This is a genomic window from Streptomyces sp. NPDC050416 (assembly GCF_044458845.1).
Taxonomy (GTDB): Bacteria; Actinomycetota; Actinomycetes; order Streptomycetales; family Streptomycetaceae; genus Streptomyces.
The window spans coordinates 215,281-230,611 of record NZ_JBITII010000008.1 but is presented as its reverse complement, the minus strand read 5'-3'; the positions used below and the strand labels follow the sequence as shown (position 1 = coordinate 230,611).

At 73.2% G+C, this 15,331-nt stretch carries 16 protein-coding genes; 9 read left to right on the top strand and 7 right to left on the bottom strand.

Annotated features, from left to right (window positions below; all coding sequences use genetic code 11):
- The 6 genes from ACIBL4_RS25570 (at nucleotide 1) to ACIBL4_RS25545 (ending at nucleotide 4,150) form a co-directional block, all read left to right on the top strand.
- A complete protein-coding gene (locus ACIBL4_RS25570; protein WP_399413893.1) occupies nucleotides 1–1,206 on the top strand; it encodes a sensor histidine kinase in 1,206 nt (401 codons plus the stop codon).
- On the top strand, nucleotides 1,203–1,841 hold the full coding sequence (locus tag ACIBL4_RS25565; protein ID WP_399413891.1) for a response regulator: 639 nt from the start codon (nucleotides 1,203–1,205) through the stop codon (nucleotides 1,839–1,841). Before ACIBL4_RS25570 ends, ACIBL4_RS25565 begins: the two co-directional genes overlap by 4 nt.
- A 291-nt stretch (nucleotides 1,842–2,132) precedes the next feature.
- Nucleotides 2,133–2,540 (top strand): sortase-dependent protein, encoded by a 408-nt coding sequence (locus tag ACIBL4_RS25560; RefSeq protein ID WP_399413889.1) that lies wholly within the window; start codon nucleotides 2,133–2,135, stop codon nucleotides 2,538–2,540.
- Nucleotides 2,537–3,178 carry a class F sortase gene (locus tag ACIBL4_RS25555; RefSeq protein WP_399413887.1) on the top strand — a complete coding sequence of 214 codons (642 nt, stop codon included), beginning with the start codon at nucleotides 2,537–2,539 and terminating at the stop codon, nucleotides 3,176–3,178. The genes ACIBL4_RS25560 and ACIBL4_RS25555 overlap by 4 nt, the downstream gene beginning before the upstream one ends.
- The gene (locus tag ACIBL4_RS25550) at nucleotides 3,175–3,666 is read left to right on the top strand and encodes an RNA polymerase sigma factor (RefSeq protein WP_399413885.1); all 492 of its coding nucleotides are present in this window, start codon (nucleotides 3,175–3,177) and stop codon (nucleotides 3,664–3,666) included. Before ACIBL4_RS25555 ends, ACIBL4_RS25550 begins: the two co-directional genes overlap by 4 nt.
- Entirely contained in the window at nucleotides 3,650–4,150 is a 501-nt protein-coding gene (locus tag ACIBL4_RS25545; protein ID WP_399413883.1) for a hypothetical protein, read from the top strand. The genes ACIBL4_RS25550 and ACIBL4_RS25545 overlap by 17 nt, the downstream gene beginning before the upstream one ends.
- A gap of 35 nt (nucleotides 4,151–4,185) precedes the next feature.
- Here the strand turns inward: ACIBL4_RS25545 and ACIBL4_RS25540 are convergent, their stop codons facing one another.
- On the bottom strand, nucleotides 4,186–5,205 hold the full coding sequence (locus ACIBL4_RS25540; protein WP_399413881.1) for a cytochrome c oxidase assembly protein: 1,020 nt from the start codon (nucleotides 5,203–5,205) through the stop codon (nucleotides 4,186–4,188).
- Between the two features lie 169 nt (nucleotides 5,206–5,374).
- On the opposite strand from ACIBL4_RS25540, the gene ACIBL4_RS25535 reads away from it, so the two are divergent.
- Nucleotides 5,375–6,937 (top strand): carbohydrate-binding protein, encoded by a 1,563-nt coding sequence (locus tag ACIBL4_RS25535; protein ID WP_399413879.1) that lies wholly within the window; start codon nucleotides 5,375–5,377, stop codon nucleotides 6,935–6,937.
- A gap of 191 nt (nucleotides 6,938–7,128) precedes the next feature.
- Nucleotides 7,129–8,007: a putative RNA methyltransferase gene (locus ACIBL4_RS25530; RefSeq protein ID WP_399413877.1), complete on the top strand. Its 879-nt coding sequence runs from the start codon at nucleotides 7,129–7,131 to the stop codon at nucleotides 8,005–8,007.
- 7 nt (nucleotides 8,008–8,014) lie between these two features.
- Here ACIBL4_RS25530 and ACIBL4_RS25525 read toward each other — a convergent pair whose 3' ends face one another.
- The 6 genes from ACIBL4_RS25525 to ACIBL4_RS25500 form a co-directional block, all read right to left on the bottom strand.
- Nucleotides 8,015–8,707, bottom strand: a complete 693-nt coding sequence (locus ACIBL4_RS25525; RefSeq protein ID WP_399413875.1) for a DUF4328 domain-containing protein — start codon at nucleotides 8,705–8,707, stop codon at nucleotides 8,015–8,017.
- Between the two features lie 21 nt (nucleotides 8,708–8,728).
- The gene (locus tag ACIBL4_RS25520) at nucleotides 8,729–9,094 is read right to left on the bottom strand and encodes a DUF952 domain-containing protein (RefSeq protein WP_399413873.1); all 366 of its coding nucleotides are present in this window, start codon (nucleotides 9,092–9,094) and stop codon (nucleotides 8,729–8,731) included.
- A 51-nt stretch (nucleotides 9,095–9,145) separates the two neighbouring features.
- Nucleotides 9,146–10,102, bottom strand: a complete 957-nt coding sequence (gene bla, locus ACIBL4_RS25515; RefSeq protein ID WP_399413871.1) for a class A beta-lactamase — start codon at nucleotides 10,100–10,102, stop codon at nucleotides 9,146–9,148.
- Nucleotides 10,103–10,210: 108 nt separating this feature from the next.
- The gene (locus ACIBL4_RS25510) at nucleotides 10,211–10,771 is read right to left on the bottom strand and encodes a TerB family tellurite resistance protein (protein WP_356922240.1); all 561 of its coding nucleotides are present in this window, start codon (nucleotides 10,769–10,771) and stop codon (nucleotides 10,211–10,213) included.
- A 242-nt stretch (nucleotides 10,772–11,013) separates the two neighbouring features.
- On the bottom strand, nucleotides 11,014–12,906 hold the full coding sequence (locus ACIBL4_RS25505) for a hypothetical protein (protein ID WP_399413868.1): 1,893 nt from the start codon (nucleotides 12,904–12,906) through the stop codon (nucleotides 11,014–11,016).
- Between the two features lie 73 nt (nucleotides 12,907–12,979).
- Complete coding sequence (locus tag ACIBL4_RS25500) at nucleotides 12,980–14,323, bottom strand: serine hydrolase domain-containing protein (protein ID WP_399413866.1); 1,344 nt, start codon at nucleotides 14,321–14,323, stop codon at nucleotides 12,980–12,982.
- Between the two features lie 641 nt (nucleotides 14,324–14,964).
- On the opposite strand from ACIBL4_RS25500, the gene ACIBL4_RS25495 reads away from it, so the two are divergent.
- Entirely contained in the window at nucleotides 14,965–15,327 is a 363-nt protein-coding gene (locus tag ACIBL4_RS25495) for a DUF1304 domain-containing protein (protein ID WP_399413864.1), read from the top strand.
- The last annotated feature ends 4 nt before the right edge of the window (nucleotides 15,328–15,331 follow it).

Sequence of the window (15,331 nt, the reverse complement as noted above, 5' to 3'; positions counted from 1 at the left end):
ATGACCGCTCTCGCCGGGGCCACCCCCGACGCCCTCTGGGCCACGTCACTGCGCCGCTGGAACACGGTGTGCTGGCTGCTGTTCGCCGTGATGGCCGCCGGGCTCGTCGCCATCGACCGGCCCGGCGAGAGCAAGTACGTGGCACTGGTCCTGCTGGGCGTGGTGATGCTGTCGTACGCGGTCCTGGACCGGTTCCCGGCCAATCCGGTCGTACGGCCGCACGTCTATCTGTCGGTGCTGGTGGTCGCGCTCGGTGGGCTGGCGTATCTGCGGGGCAACTACGCGGCGCTGTTCATGGTGACGCTGCCGCACTACTGGATGTTCGGGCGGACACCGAAGGCCTCGATGACGTTCCTGGCGCTCGCCGCGGCCGCCACGCTCGCCGCGACCGTGCTGCGGCAGGACGGCTGGACCGTGGAGTTCTTCACCGAGACGCTCGTGTCCACGGTGCTCGTCGTCGCCGTGGGGGCGCTGATCGGACTGTGGGCCCATTCGGTGGTCGGGCAGAGCGCCGAGCGGGCGCGGCTGATCACCGAACTGGAGCAGGCGCAGGCCGAGTTGTCCGAGGCGCACCAGCGGCAGGGCGCGGCGGACGAGCGGGAGCGGATGGCACGCGAGATTCACGACACCCTCGCGCAGGGCTTCGCCTCGATCATCGTGCTGGCCGAGGCGGCCCGGGCCGGGCTCGATTCCGAACCGGCGCGCAGCGCCCAGCAGTTGCGGTCGATCGAGTCGACGGCCCGGGAGAACCTCGCCGAGGCCCGGGAGCTGGTGGGCTCGCCCCAGCGCCCGGGGCAGGCGGCCGCCGGTTCGGTGGCGCAGACCCTGCGCCGGACCCTGGACCGTTTCGCGGAGGACACGGGCCTGACCGTGGAGGCCGAGCTGGCGGATCTGGAGTGCGACCAGCAGACCCGGATCGCGCTGCTGCGCTGCACCCAGGAGTCCCTGGCCAACGTGCGCAAGCACGCCAGCGCCTCCACGGTCGGGGTGGTGCTGGCCCGGCAGCCGTACGGCGTGGAGCTCGAGATCACCGACGACGGGACCGGGTTCGTGGTGGAGTCGTCGTCGGGCTTCGGCCTGGACGGCATGCGCAAACGGCTGGCGGAGCTGGGCGGGAGACTGACGGTGACGAGTTCGGTGGGCGACGGGACGCGGGTGCTGGCGCTGATACCGCCGACCGCCTCGGAGAGCGGGGCGACGGCATGACGGACAGCCCTCTGCGCATCGTCGTCGTGGACGACCACACCGTCATGCGGGCCGGAGTGGTGGCCCTCCTGGCCTCCGAGACCGGCATAGAGATCGTCGGCGAGGCCGGCGACGGCCGCGCGGCCCTCGCCCTCGTCGAGCGCCACGAGCCCGATGTCGCCCTGGTCGACCTGCGGATGCCGGTCCTGGACGGCGTGGACACCACGACCGAGATCGTGGCGCGTTTCCCCCGCACCCGGGTGCTGATCCTGACGACGTACGACACGGACGCGGAGATCGAGCGCGCGGTGGAGGCCGGGGCGATCGGCTACCTCCTCAAGGACACGACCCGTGAGCAACTGGCCGACGCGATCCACGCGGCGGCACGCGGGGAGACGGTGCTCGCGCCCCGGGTCGCCGAACGCCTGGTCGCCCGCATGCGCCAGCCCGCTCAGATCCCGCTCACCGCCCGGGAGGCGGACGTCCTGAACGCGGTCGCGGACGGCCTCACCAACGCCGAGATCGGCCGCCGCCTCGTCATCGCCGAGGCCACGGTGAAGACCCATCTGCTCCGCCTGTTCGCCAAGCTCGACGTCAACGACCGCACGAGGGCGGTGGTGGTGGCGATGGAACGGGGCCTGTTGCACCGGCCTTGATCCGTTGAGCCGTCATGACCCGATGTCCACCACGCGGGCCCAGCCCGAAGGAAAGCGGCCCGTGGGAAGGCGGCCCGTGGGAAAGCGGCCCGTGGGAAAGCGGGGAGCCCCCGTTCGCGATGTCGGTGAGCATCAGCAGTCACCTGGCGCGGACGGGACCCCGCGCGGGGTCGGGACTTCACGGGCTTTGCCATCTCTTTACAACCCGCCCCCCGGCCGCCTCGTCTCTCCGCTCGACCCGTCACGCACCCCGCCCTCCACCGGGCGGGACCGACGAAGGAGAGCGTTCCCATGCGCCGAACCGTCCTCACCGCCCTGGCCCTCGCGGGCACCGCCGTACTCCTGGGCACCGGCCCCGCGTTCGCGAGCGAGGCGACGACCCCGAGCCCGGTCCCGACGGCCGCCGCGCCCACCCCCGGGCCGGCGGAGAGCGCCGAACCGACGGCCGCCCCCGCCGAGCCGACGCGCGGCCAGAGCGACGCCCGCCCGGCGGAGAGCGCCGCGCCGGCCCCCGCACCGGCCGATGGCGACGACCAGGTCTCCGTCGTACCGAGCGGCGCGCCCGACACCGGTGTGACCGAGGCGTCCTCGGACTCCGGCATCGGCGGCATCGCAATCGGCGCGGGCGCCGCCGCGGTGCTCGCCCTGGGCGGCGGGACGTTCGTCGTCGTACGGCGTCGCCGGGCGACCGGGGCATGACCACGTTCTCCAGGCGCGCGTTCACCACGGCGGCGCTGGCGACCCTGCTCACGGCCTGCGCGGGCCAGGGCACCACGGGGACGGCGCCGGACTCCGGTACCTCCGCACCACAGCCGCGGTCCCCGCACCGGACCGTCCCGGCCGAGCAGGCCCGCCCCCTGGCCCGTTCGGTCCCGGTCCGGCTGCTGGTCCCGGTCATCGGTGTCGACACCCCGGTCATCCGGCTGGGCCTGGCCCCGGACGGCACCGTGCGGGTGCCGCCGGTGACGGCGGACGACCGGGCGGGCTGGTACCGGCACTCGCCGACACCGGGCCGGACCGGCCCGTCGGTGATCCTCGGGCACGTCACGGTGGGCAGGTACGGCGACGGCGTCTTCCGCCGCCTCACCGAGCTGCGCCGCGGCGACCGGATCGTGGCGCGCCTGGAGAACGGCACGGCGGCGGAGTTCGCCGTCACGGAGGTACGGACCGTCCCCAGAACCCGCTTCCCGGTGGACGACGTCTACGGGGACGTGGACCGCCCGGAGCTGCGGCTGATCACGTGCGGCGGAGCGCGTACCGGCGACGGATACGCGGACAACGTGATCGTGTTCGCCGCGCTGAGCGGCACCGAGACCACCACCCCTGGAGAGCGTTGAAACGGTCCCGTGAGACGGCCGCGTCCGAGCTGTTCGCCGCCCTCTACCCGCGCCTGGCCGGCTGGTGCCGCCGGCTCGTCGACGACGACGAGACGGCGCACGAGATCGCCTCGGAGGCGTTCACCCGGCTCTGGGCCCGCTGGACGAAGGTGGAGGAGCCCCGCGGTTTCCTCTACGTCACCGCGGCCAACCTCGTCCGGGACCACTGGCGCAAACTGGAGCGCGAGCGCAGGGCCATGCACCGCGTCACCTCGGAAGCCGCCGTACGGCCCCACCCCGAGCAGGCCGACCCGTCGGTGCGGCTGCTCGTGCAGTCGCTCCCGGAACGACTCCGCGTCCCGATCCTCCTCCACTACTACGCTGACATGCCGATCCGGGAGGTGTCCGTACTGACCGGGCGCAAGGAAGGAACCGTCAAGGCCGACCTGCACGCGGCCCGGGAACTGCTCCGCGTCCACCTGAGGAGAAGCCTTGACCACACGCCTTGACGACGATCCGGATGACCGGGAGTCCGGCCCCGACGACCCGCTCGCCGTGATCCTGCGGCCCTCCTCCCCCGACTACCTGGGCGCGCCCCCCGGCCAGTACGAGGTGGTCCGCCGCAGGGCGACCCGGCGGCGGGTGCTGCGCGTCGCGGCCGGGGCCGGCCTGTGCTGCGCGGCGGCGGCCCTCATCGCCCTCCCCCTGCGCTTCACGGCCTCGGAGCCCGCCCGCTCCCCGACGGTCCCGATGGCGCCCCCCGCGAGCACGGCACCGGATCCCTCTCCCCCGGCGTCGACGCCGTCGCCTTCACCTTCATCGGCGTCTCCGTCCGAGGCCCCGGCCCCGGCCACGACCCGCCCCGGCGCCCCGGGCGACGCCGCCCGCCCGACGGCCGTGCCCCCCACCACGTCGTCGACACCGACCCCGGCCCGGCCGGTCCCGTCGGCGGCTCACCCGGACACGGATCAGAGGCCGGCCACCAGGGGGTAACAGGACTGACTCCCGCTCAGTCTTCAGGAACGGTGTCATAGGTCGCCGTACGGGTCAGCCTGCCCGGCGCCGTGCCCCTGGCGTCGCACCCTTTGCGCCACCTCGCTCCTCTCGGTCTCCCACCAGGGGCGCACGAGTTCGGGAGCCGGTCCGCCCCCGGACTCCGGGGCAGCCGGGGTGAGTTCGCCGTCCAGCCGGCGGTCCAGTGCCGCCGACTGGGCGCGCTCGGCGCGGGACCACTGGGCGAGGATCGTCAGCAGGAAGGGCAGGGCGGCCAGTTCGGCGATGCCCAGCATGGCGCCGCCGCCGACCTGCTGGTCGTGGTGGACGTCGGGGGACCAGGGCGGCGCGTGGTGCAGGTACCAGGCGCCCGCGATCAGGGTGCCGTGCGTCATGACCACCAGCCCCGGGAGGGCGTCGACGATGCCGTCCAGGAAGACCAGGGCCGCCCGGACGGGGTGGGTGCACCAGGCGGGCAGGGCCTGTTCGCGGGTGAGCACCGGCAGGACGAACAGGCAGCCGGCCGCCAGCAGATGGAGATACATCAGCTCGTGCAGCCAGCCGACGCGCAGCGCGGTGGCGAAGTACGGCGTGAAGTAGACGGTCAGCTCCGTGGCCAGCACCAGGACCGTGCTGACCAGAGGGAACGTCAGCGTTCCGACCAGCCGGCCGGTCATGACCCGCCGCACCCGGTCCGCACCGCCCTCCGGCAGCGCCTCGACCGCGAGCCGCAGCGGGTCACCGAGGGCGAGGCCCAGCGGCGCGAGCAGGTCGAGGGCGACGTTCTGCACGGCGGCGGGCCAGAACAGTTCATGGTCGTAGACGGCCAGCCCGGACATCGTGGCCACGACGATCGTGCCCAGCCCGAGCAGGACGAAGGCGGCGAGGCGCGTGAGCGGCCAGGAACCGCCCCGGCCGCGGACGCGCGCGACACCGAGGCCGTAGAGCGCGCCCAGGAGGACGACCAGCAGCAGCGCGGGCACGTCCAGCCGCCAGGAGCCCAGCAGCCGCCCGGTGGTCAGCTCCGGCAGGTACACAGCCGACAGTTCGCTCACGGGCGGACGGTAGCCGTCGAAGTTAAGAGGGTGGATGACCGTAGGTTCATGAATATGAATGAGAATCATGTACACGTCTATTGACGCGTTCACGGCAGGCTTCTACGTTCCCAGAAAGCGCTTACTCCAGCCAGTCCCCTGCGTCCGCTCTCACCCTCTGGAGACGAAGATGCACCTGAGACCAGTGATCGCGTCCGTCGGCCTCCTGGCCGGCAGCCTCGTCGCACTGTCCGGGAACACGGCACAGGCGGCGACCGTCCGGTACGAGGCCGAGACGTCGCCGGCCGTCTGCGCCGGTGCCATCGAATCGAACTGGGCCGGATACTCCGGCAGCGGCTTCTGCAACGGTGACAACGGAACCGGCGGGTACGCCCAGTTCACCGTGACCGCGTCCACCGCCGGCACGGCCACCCTGAAGGTCCGCTTCGCCAACGGCACGACCTCCGCACGCGCCGCGAACGTCGTGGTCAACGGCACGACGGCCACCACCGCGTCCTTCGAGGGCACCGGCGCCTGGAGCACCTGGGCGACCAAGACGCTTACCGTGCCGCTGCGGTCGGGCGGCAACACCGTCCGGCTCGCCCCGACCACCTCCGCCGGCCTGCCCAACATCGACTACGTCGACGTCGAGACCAGCGGCAGCGACCCGCAGCCCACCGGACCGGTCCTGTACGTGTCGCCGAGCGGCACGGACGGCGCGGCCGGTACGGAGTCGAACCCGACGACCCTCACCTCGGCGATCAACCGCGTCTCCGCGGGCGGCACGATCTACCTGCGCGGCGGCACGTACCGCTACTCCCAGACCGTCACCATCCCGGCGGGCAGGAACGGCACGTCCGGCGACCGCACGGAACTGTTCGCCTACCCGGGCGAGACCCCCGTGCTGAACTTCTCCGCCCAGGCCGAGGACCCGGCCAACCGCGGTCTCGCCGTCAACGCGTCGTACTGGCACGTCAAGGGCATCGTCGTCGAACGGGCCGGTGACAACGGCATCTTCCTCAGCGGCAGCAACAACGTCATCGAGCGCACGGTGACCCGCTTCAACCGCGACTCGGGGCTCCAGCTCTCGCGGGCGCTGTCCAGCACGCCCAAGGACCAGTGGCCGTCCAACAACCTGATCCTGAGCGCGGAGTCGCACGACAACGTCGACTCCGACGGCGAGGACGCCGACGGCTTCGCCCCGAAGCTCACCGTCGGCCCCGGGAACGTCTTCCGCTACACCGTCGCCCACAACAACATCGACGACGGCTACGACCTCTACACCAAGACGGACACCGGCCCCATCGGCGCCGTGACCATCGAGGACTCCCTCGCCTACGACAACGGCACCCTCAGCGACGGCTCCCAGGCCGGCAACGGCGACCGCAACGGCTACAAGCTCGGCGGCGACGACATCGGCGTCAACCACGTCGTCCGGCGCAGCATCGCCTACCAGAACGGCAAGCACGGCTTCACCTACAACAGCAACACCGGCGCGATGCAGATCTCGGACAACGTGAGCGTCGGCAACGAGCAGCGCAACTTCAACTTCGACTCGGGCAGCACGTCGGTGTTCCGGAACAACACCTCGTGCAACAGCGGGTCGAACGACCGGATCATCGGAAACTCCGACAGCTCGAATCAGTTCTGGTCCGGCTCGAACGGCTCCCGCTGCTCCTCCTACGCCGGGGCCCTGCGCTGGTCGTTCGGCTCCGACGGGCGGCTCGTCGTGACGTTCGGGGGCAGCCGGTAGCCTGGCCGTATGGCATGCACCGGCATTCCGCACTGCTTCCTCTGACACCGCGGTGAGGACGGCGACGTGAGCCGATCACGTCGCCGTCCTCGGCGTGCCCGCCGTTCTCGCGGGCGCCGACGACTCCCCGTTCACCGCCTGCATCAGCTCGGCCGAGGCCCCTCGTCCCGCCGGGCTGTCGAGGAGCATCCATGCCGACCACCCCTGCCGGAACCGGCCGACACCGCCCGTCCGACCGGCTGCTGACCTTCCTGACCTGCCCCCTGTGCCCCTCGGGCCTGGAACGCGCCGACGGCGCGCTGCGGTGCCCGGGCCGGCACACCTTCGACATCGCCCGCCACGGCTACGTCAGTCTGCTGACCGGCCACCGGCGGGCCGCGAGCGCCGACTCCGCCGACATGGTCAGGTGCCGCGGCGCGTTCCTCCGGGCCGGGCACTACGACCCGCTCGCCCGTACCCTCGCGCGGCTCGCCACCGAACTCGCCCCGCCCGACGCCGTCGTGCTGGACGCCGGGGCGGGCACCGGGCACTACCTCGCGTCGGTGCTGGACGCGCTCCCCGGGGCCATGGGGCTCGGGCTGGACAGCTCGGCGCACGCCCTGCGCGCCGCGGCCCGCGCCCACGCCCGCGGCGAGGCCGTCGGCTGGGACGTCTGGCAGCCGTGGCCGGTCCGCTCCGGCTGCGCCCACCTCGTGCTCAACGTGTTCGCGCCCCGCAACGGGCCGGAGTTCCACCGTGTCCTGCGGCCGGACGGCGCCCTGCTCGTCGTCACCCCCAGCGACCGGCATCTGCGCGAACTGCGCAGCTCCGTGGGGCTGCTGGACGTCGACCCCAGGAAGGAGGAACGGCTGCGCCGGACTCTGGCGGACCGCTTCCGGCACGAGCGCGCCGAGTCGCTGGAGTACGCCATGAGCCTCGGCGCCGAGGACGTCGCCGGCCTGGTGGCGATGAGTCCGACCGCACATCACGTCGGGGACGCGGAACTGCGGCGACGCGTCGGGGAGTTGGCGATCCCGGTGCGGGTGACCGCCTCGTTCGTGGTGTCGGTGTACCGGCCCCGGGGACGTTAGGGGCCGCTCAGGCGGCGGGGCGTGCGGCTTCGTCCATGCGCTGCTGCTGTGCCGTGGTGAGCGTGCGGATCATCAGGGTGGCGGTCCCGGCCGCCGCCACGATCACCGCGTCGGCGGCGAGCAGGGGCAGGACGTCGGTGTAGGCGCGGGCGATGACCTCGTCCGCGGAGTCGGCGTAGAGGACACCCATGCCCCCGGCCAGACCGGCCAGCCACAGGCCCCACCACCAGTTCACGACGGCCGGCAGCGGCCGGTCGGGGAAGACGGACCGGTGGGCGTCCGCGACGATGCCCCGGGGTATCCACAGGTTCACCACGGGGACGACCCAGCCCAGGAACAGCCAGAGATAGGCGTACCGCGGCTCGGCGCCCGACAGGGCACGGGCGTTGTCCCGGACGCGGTCCAGCCAGGACAGGAACACGAGCGCGCAGACCACCGTGACCGCGGCGCCCACGGAGCTGACCAGGTGGTAGGAGTCCTCGAGGGCGGTCAGCGGGCGGTGGGTGCCGCCCTGGTCCGGCGGGCCGGAGGCCGGCTGCCCGGTGAGGGCGAGCCGGATGTGCCAGACCGCCCGGACCACCCAGGCCAGCGCGGCGAGGCCGAGCGCGGCGACGGCACAGCGGGCCGCGCCACGGACCGGGCGCAGGGCGGGGGCGGGGGCGGGGGCCTTGTCGGTGACGGGTGGTTCCTGTTCGCTCACCGGGTCATCTTGTCGTACTGCTCATCCGTTCGTGTCCCCGAGCCCGACGGCCCGGCCCTGCTCGTCCCACCGCACCTCCAGGACGTGGTCGACGGCGTCCCGGTCGAGGGGGCCGTACACGTGCGGGAAGAGGGTGCCCTCGTCGACGCCGGGCGGCGGGGCGGGGTCCGCCGCCTCCCACTCCACCCGTGCGGTGAGGCGGGTCTCGTCGAGGGCGAGCACCAGCAGGGGCCTGGGCGCGTCCCGGTAGAAGGCGTTGACGACGGCGAGCGTGGTCGGCTCGTCCGGTGAGCAGTGCACGAAGCCCTCCTCGGCGAGGGAGGCGGGTCCGTACGGCCCGCCGGGGGCGGCCTGCCAGTCGGTGAGCGGTACGGAGTGGTAGATCATGACCCCGTTATAGGCCACCGGGGGCCCGGGTGGCCGGGGGCCCGGGCGCCTCTAGAACCCCAGGGCCGTGACGGTACGTGCGGTGGCTTCGGCGATCAGGGTGTCGGAGGGTTCGGTGTCGTAGCCGGGCCGGTCGGTCATGACGGCCAGGACGAGCGGGGCGGTGCGGGGCGGGCGGACGATCGCGATGTCGTTGGCCCTGCCCCAGTTGCCCGTGCCGGTCTTGTCGGCCACCTGCCAGCCCTTGGGCAGCCCGGCCCGGATGCGCCGGGCGCCGACCGCGGTGGCGTTGTGCGAGAGCCAGTCCGTCAGCAGGGCGCGTTCCCCGGCGGGCAGGGCGGTGCTCAGGAGCAGCTCGCGGAAGTCGGTGGCGACGGCGCGGGGGGTGGTGGTGTCGCTGGGGTCCTCCGGCCGAACCTCGTGCAGTTCTGGCTCGTAGTGGTCCATGCGGCTGACGCTGTCGCCCAGTCCGCGCAGATGGGCGGTGAGCTTCGCGGGGCCGCCGAGGTCGCGCATGAGCAGGTTGCCGGCCGTGCCGTCGCTGTAGCGGACGGCGGCGTCGCAGAGTTCGCGCAGGGTCATGCCGGTCGCGACGTGCCGTCCGGTGATCGGCGAGGTGGACTTGAGGTCCGCCCGCGTGTAGGTGACGCGCCGGTCCAGGCCGTCGAGGGAGCGGTGGTGCAGGACCGCCGCCGCGGCCAGGGCCTTGAAGACCGAGCAGAACGCGAAGCGCTCGTCGGCGCGGTGGACCGCCGTGGCTCCGGTGCCGGTCGCGAGGGCGTAGACGCCGACACGGGCGCCGTACTCGCGCTCCAGGTCCGCGAGGCGTGGGCGGTGGACGGGTGGGGCCGGGGTGCGGCGGCTCCGCTCCGGGGCGGGCCGGGTGGTCGTGGCGGCTCGGGCGGCGCGGTCGGTGTCCCGGCCGCCCGTGCCGCAGCCGGCCAGGGGAAGTAACGCCGCGGCGGCCAGCACGGCGCGGCGGGACGAGACGGGCCCGTCGACGGACATGCGTGGTGCTCCTCTCACCAAGGCAGGCGGCGGACGACCGGTCCGGCCGAGCCGCCGCCTGTTCGGTGAGCCGGGTCGCTGATCAGAGCTGGAACACAGGGCCCGGACTCAGAGCTGGAACTCCGCCGGGGACAGCCCCAGCGCCGCGCAGGCCTCGCGCAGGACCTGCGCCTCGGCCTGGGAGAAGTGGCCGTCGGCACCGGCGATGACCATGCCGGTCTGGATCACGGCCCTGGCCTCCGTGGGCTTCTTGGCGGTCTTGGCGATCTCCTGCATGGCCTCGGCCTTGCCGTGCTGGAAGTTCATCGTCAGCTGGTCCACGTGCTTGTTGAAACGCTGCCGCAGCTGCTCCGGCGGGAAGTTCTGCAGCACGTCGTTGCTCAGGATCATCGACTCGACCTGCTGCCGCTCGGCCGGGTCCACCTGCCCGTCGGCCGCCGCGACCAGCGCGCAGACCGCCATGCTCGCGTCCCGGTACGCACCGCTCTTCAGCTCGGTCTTCAGCGAGCCGAGCTGCGTCTTCAACACGCCGATCAACTGGGCCTTGCTGCCACCGCCGGACCGCGTCCCCCCGCTGGGCCCGCCGCTGTGGCCGGCGGTGGCGCCACGCCCGCCCTGATTCTGCTGGAGAGCCTTGGCCTGGTCCTTGAGCTTGTCCCAGACTGCCATGGAGTCACCTCGGTAATCGTCGGAAGTCATCTCGCGAACCCGCTCCCGCGCGCTCACCGGATCAACGCCCGACCCCCGGGCAAAGGTTCCGCAAAACGCGCCCCTCTCTCACCGTCTGCCTCTTTCGCCGCCGGAACGGCGGCTGCCCGCACCCGGTGATCGGGTGCGGGCAGCCGCGGTGACGTGCTGTCAGGTGCTGTGACGTCGCGTCAAGGCGCTGTCACCGCCGCATCCCCGCCGCGTCACGCGCTGTCGCGCGAGCGGAGCTTCAGGCGCGGGCCGAAGCGGAACGCCACGAAGCCCGCCGTGGCCAGGGCCGCGGCCGCCCCGAGGAGGACGCCGATGCCGCCGGCGCCGGTCGAGGCGAGGCTTCCGCTGTCGAGGTCCGTCGACGTGCCGCCCGTGGTCGAGGAGCCGGTGCCGCCGGTCGTGCCGGACGCGCTCGAGCTGGGCGACGGGCTCGGGTCGGCCGAAGCGCTCGGGTCGGTGGAGGGGCTCGGGGACGGCGAACCGGACGCCTCGCCGGCGACGACCTCGACCGCGAACTGGGCCATGGCGTCGCCGACCGACGCGGCGACCGTGTACGTGCCCGTGCCCTCACCGGCGGTCAGGGTCGGGGCCGTGGCCTTGCCCGAGTCGTCGGTCTCCACGCGGACGACCCGCTCACCGTCCTCGAAGCGGGGGGCGTCGTCGCTGTCGTCCTCGACCCGGAACTCGACCTCCGTGCCGGCCGGTGCCGTGGCGCCCGACCTGATCACCCGGGCCTGGAGGGCCTCCTCGAAGGCCTCGCCCTGTTCGGCGCGCTGGTCGTCACCGCCCGCGACGCTCACCGTGTAGGCCGACTTCCTCACCTTCACGGTGAAGACCGTGGAGGCGCCGCCGGCCTCGGCGCGGACCGTGAACTCGCCCTCCTTGCCGAGGCCCGTCCGGAGCGGCGCGGAACGGGCGCGGCCCCGTGCGTCGGTCGGCACGGCCAGCTCGGTGGTGTCGGCGCCGTCCTTGACGAAGAAGGAGGCGCCGAGCTTGTCCGGGTCCTCGACCGTGAAGGTGACGGAGGCGTTCTCGACCGGGTTGCCGGCCTTGTCCTCGACCACCACGGCCACCGGGTCCGCGCCGCCGCCCGGCTGGATGGTCTGGCCGGCTCCGGAGGCCTGGGTCACCTCCGCGATCGCGGGGGTCTTCCACTGGAACACGATGCGCCCGTCGCCGGAGCGTGCGGTGTTCACGCCGCCCTCGGCGATGCCGCCGCGCACCCGCTCGTCGGCGGGCTGCCAGAAGGGGTCCGTCTTGGCGGGGGCCACCGTGCGCTCGCCGCTGAGCAGCCGCGCGCCGGTCACCCGGTCCGGGTCGACGTAGCTGCTGCCGCCCGCACCGCTGCCGACCGCGCCCCGGTCGTCGTCCGTGCCGCCGCCACCGCCGCCGCCCGCGTAACCGGCGCCGCCGCCTCCGCCCGCACCAACCGAACCGGAGCCGCCCGCACCGCCCTTGCCGCTCCCGGACGCGTCGGCGCCGGAGGAGCCGTTGCCGCCGCCCGTTCCGCCGGTGGTCCCGGCCGCGCCCTTGCCGCCGCGCTCGGACTGGGTGTCGTCCTGGCCGCGCTCGCCGCCACCGGGGCCGCCCTGGCCGGTGGCCGTGCCGCCGTAGCCACCGCCGCCGCCACCGGCGGCGATGAGCAGCGGCTCGCCGTCGCCGGTGCGGACGCCGCTGCTGTTGCCGCCGACCGCGCCGTGCTTGTCGCCGCCCGCGCCGCCGAGCGCGTCACCGAAGCGGGGTCCGCCGACGGCGAGGGAAAGCCGCTCCCCGGGCGTGACGCTGAGCGTGCCCGCGGTGTAGCCGCCCGCGCCGCCGCCGGCGAAGGGGGTCCCCTCGCCGCCCTGGCCCCAGGCCCGCACGTCCAGCGCCGTGACGCCGGCCGGGACCTGGAATTCCTCGCGGGCGCCGGTCGGATCGAACAGCCGGCAGCCGGAGAAGCCCTCCGTCGGCGTGCACGTCGTCCCGGCGAGGACCGCGCTGCCGGCGGCCGTGGCGGCCGGCACGCCCGTCAGGGCGGTACCGGCGGTCAACGCCACGAAGCCCAGGGCCGCCGCGCCGCGCCGGAACCCGGCGCGGCGCAGCACGACGGAACCGTGATGCATCAAGGAAACTCCCCCACTTGTCACCAGCTCCTCCCCAGGGAGCCGTGAAACGCTCGATCAGAATCGAACACGATCAGTGGGACAGCTGACCAAACTTGAGGCCACTGGTCAACTGAGAATGGTCAATTCCGGGCAACCGCTTGCTGAGCCCGTCACGGGCGTCTTCCGGGCTCACGAGACCGGCCCCCGGAGCGGCCCCGGGAGTGCTCCCCGAGCCGGCCGGGCAGAGGGCGCGGACGACGTACGCGTAGAGGGCGTTGTCGATCGCGTGCGCCTTCGGGCGGCCGTTCTCGTCGAGGCTCTGGTACTTCATCAGGTTCTGCGCGAGAGCCACCTGGCGCTTGCCGTTCCGGCTGGACAGCGCGGTCATGCCGGCGCCGAACACCGCGCCGTCGTGGCCCCAGAAGCGGCCGCAGCCGGGCAGTTCCAGCGCGTAGATGCCGAGGCCGTAGTCGAGGCCGCTCACCGGGACCGTGCGCGTCATCTCGCCCAGGGCGGCCTTGCCGATCAGCTTCCCGCCGAGCAGGGCGCGGTAGAAGCGGTTCAGGTCGTCGGTGGTGGAGACGACCGCGCCCGCCGTGTACGCCCAGGACATGTCGTAGACGCTGTAGTCGCGGGGCGGGTCGATCAGGCCGTAGAACGACTCGTACATCCGCGGGTGCGGGCCCTTGATGTACGGGGTGCGCGGGAAGGACGTGTGGCGCAGTCCGGCCCGGTCGATGACGTTGCGGGTGATGTGCTTCTCGGCGTCCTGGCCGGTGATCTTCTCCAGGAGCAGCCCGGCGATGACGTAGTTGGTGTTGGAGTACGAGCCGGGCAGCTCGCCCGGGCGTCCGGTGGCGGGGGCCGCCAGGCCCAGCCGGACGAGTTCCCCGGGGCGGATGGAGCGGAAGCGCTCCTCGTCGAGGCTGGCGGTCGAGCCCTCGGCGAGGGAGGGGAAGGCACCCACGACGTAGTCGCCGATATGGCTGGTGTGGTTCAGGAGCATACGGACGGTGATCTGCCGGCCGCGCTCCCCGGGTATCAGGTCGGGCAGGTAGTCGCCGACGGGCGCGTCGAGGCGGAGGCGGCCGCGCTCCACCTGCTGGAGCAGGGCGACGGAGGTGAAGGTCTTGCTGATGCTGCCCACGCGGTGCCGCATGCCCGGGGTGACGGGGCGTTCGGTCTTCACGTCGGCGACGCCGGAGGCTCCGGTCCACCGCTCGCGGCCGTCCCTGACGGACGAGAAGACGCCGTACATGCCCGCCTCGTGGATGGCGTCCAGCGAGTCGCGCAGGGCGGTTCTGTCGAGCGACGTGCGGTCCGCGGGCCCTGCGGGCGGCGCGGCCGGGCCGGCGTGGGCGGGTGCGGTCAGTACGGCGGTGGTCGTCAGCAACGTGGTGCCCAGGACGGTTCCGAGAAGCCGGGCGATACGCAACGGCCTTCCCCTTCCTCGGTGTTCGACAAGGTCGGGGTTATCGTCACGGGAAGCGGATGCGCCTTACATCCACCCACGGGATGATCGTTTATCGGCCTGACGGTGGCAGAAATGACCACAACCACCGTTGATTTCAACGGACTTCACGTGGTGGTCGGCCGCCGTGGCGTTCGGGTCACACGAGGCGAGGAGCTGCTCGGCCGAACGGCCACTGTCGCCACCGAACGACGGGCCGGAGGCTCACTCATGCGCATCGCGCCGGGACGACGACACCGGCGGGCGGGAAGGCCGGGCCGGGCTCCCGAGCGGCACACGCGGGGACGCGACGGCCCGGCCCGGCCTTCCACTGCCCGCAATCTCCCACCCGGCGCCCCACTCCGCCTCCCGGGCGGGCCCGAACGAGGACGGCCGGAGGACACGGCCCTGCGAGGCGGCCGTACGAGGGCGGCCCGGCGAGGACGGTCGTGCGAGGCGGCCCTGCGAGACGCCCCTGCGAGGACGGCCGTAACGAGACGGCCATGCGAGGGCGGCCCTGCGAGACCGGCCCTGCCAGGACGGCCCTACGAGACCGGCCCCGCCAGGACGGCCCTGCCAGGACGGCCCTACGAGACCGGCCCTGCGAGCCTGCGATGATGCGGCGCATGTCGATTCTCGCCACCCTCGCGGTGCTGGCCCTCGCCGCCCTCCACGCCTACATCCTGGTGCTGGAGATGTTCCTGTGGACCACGCCGCGGGCGCGCGGCGCCTTCGGCACCACCGCCGAGTTCGCGGAGAGCACGAAGGCCCTGGCCGCCAACCAGGGCCTCTACAACGGCTTCCTCGCCGCCGGCCTGCTCTGGGGCGCGGTGGCGTCCGACCCGGTGGGCTTCCAGGTCTCGGTGTTCTTCCTGGTGTGCGTGGCGGTCGCGGGGGCGTACGGCGCGGCCACCGCCAGCCGGAAGATCCTCTTCGTCCAGACCGTCCCGGCGCTGATCGCCCTGACCCTGGTGCTGCTCGCGCACTAGGGCA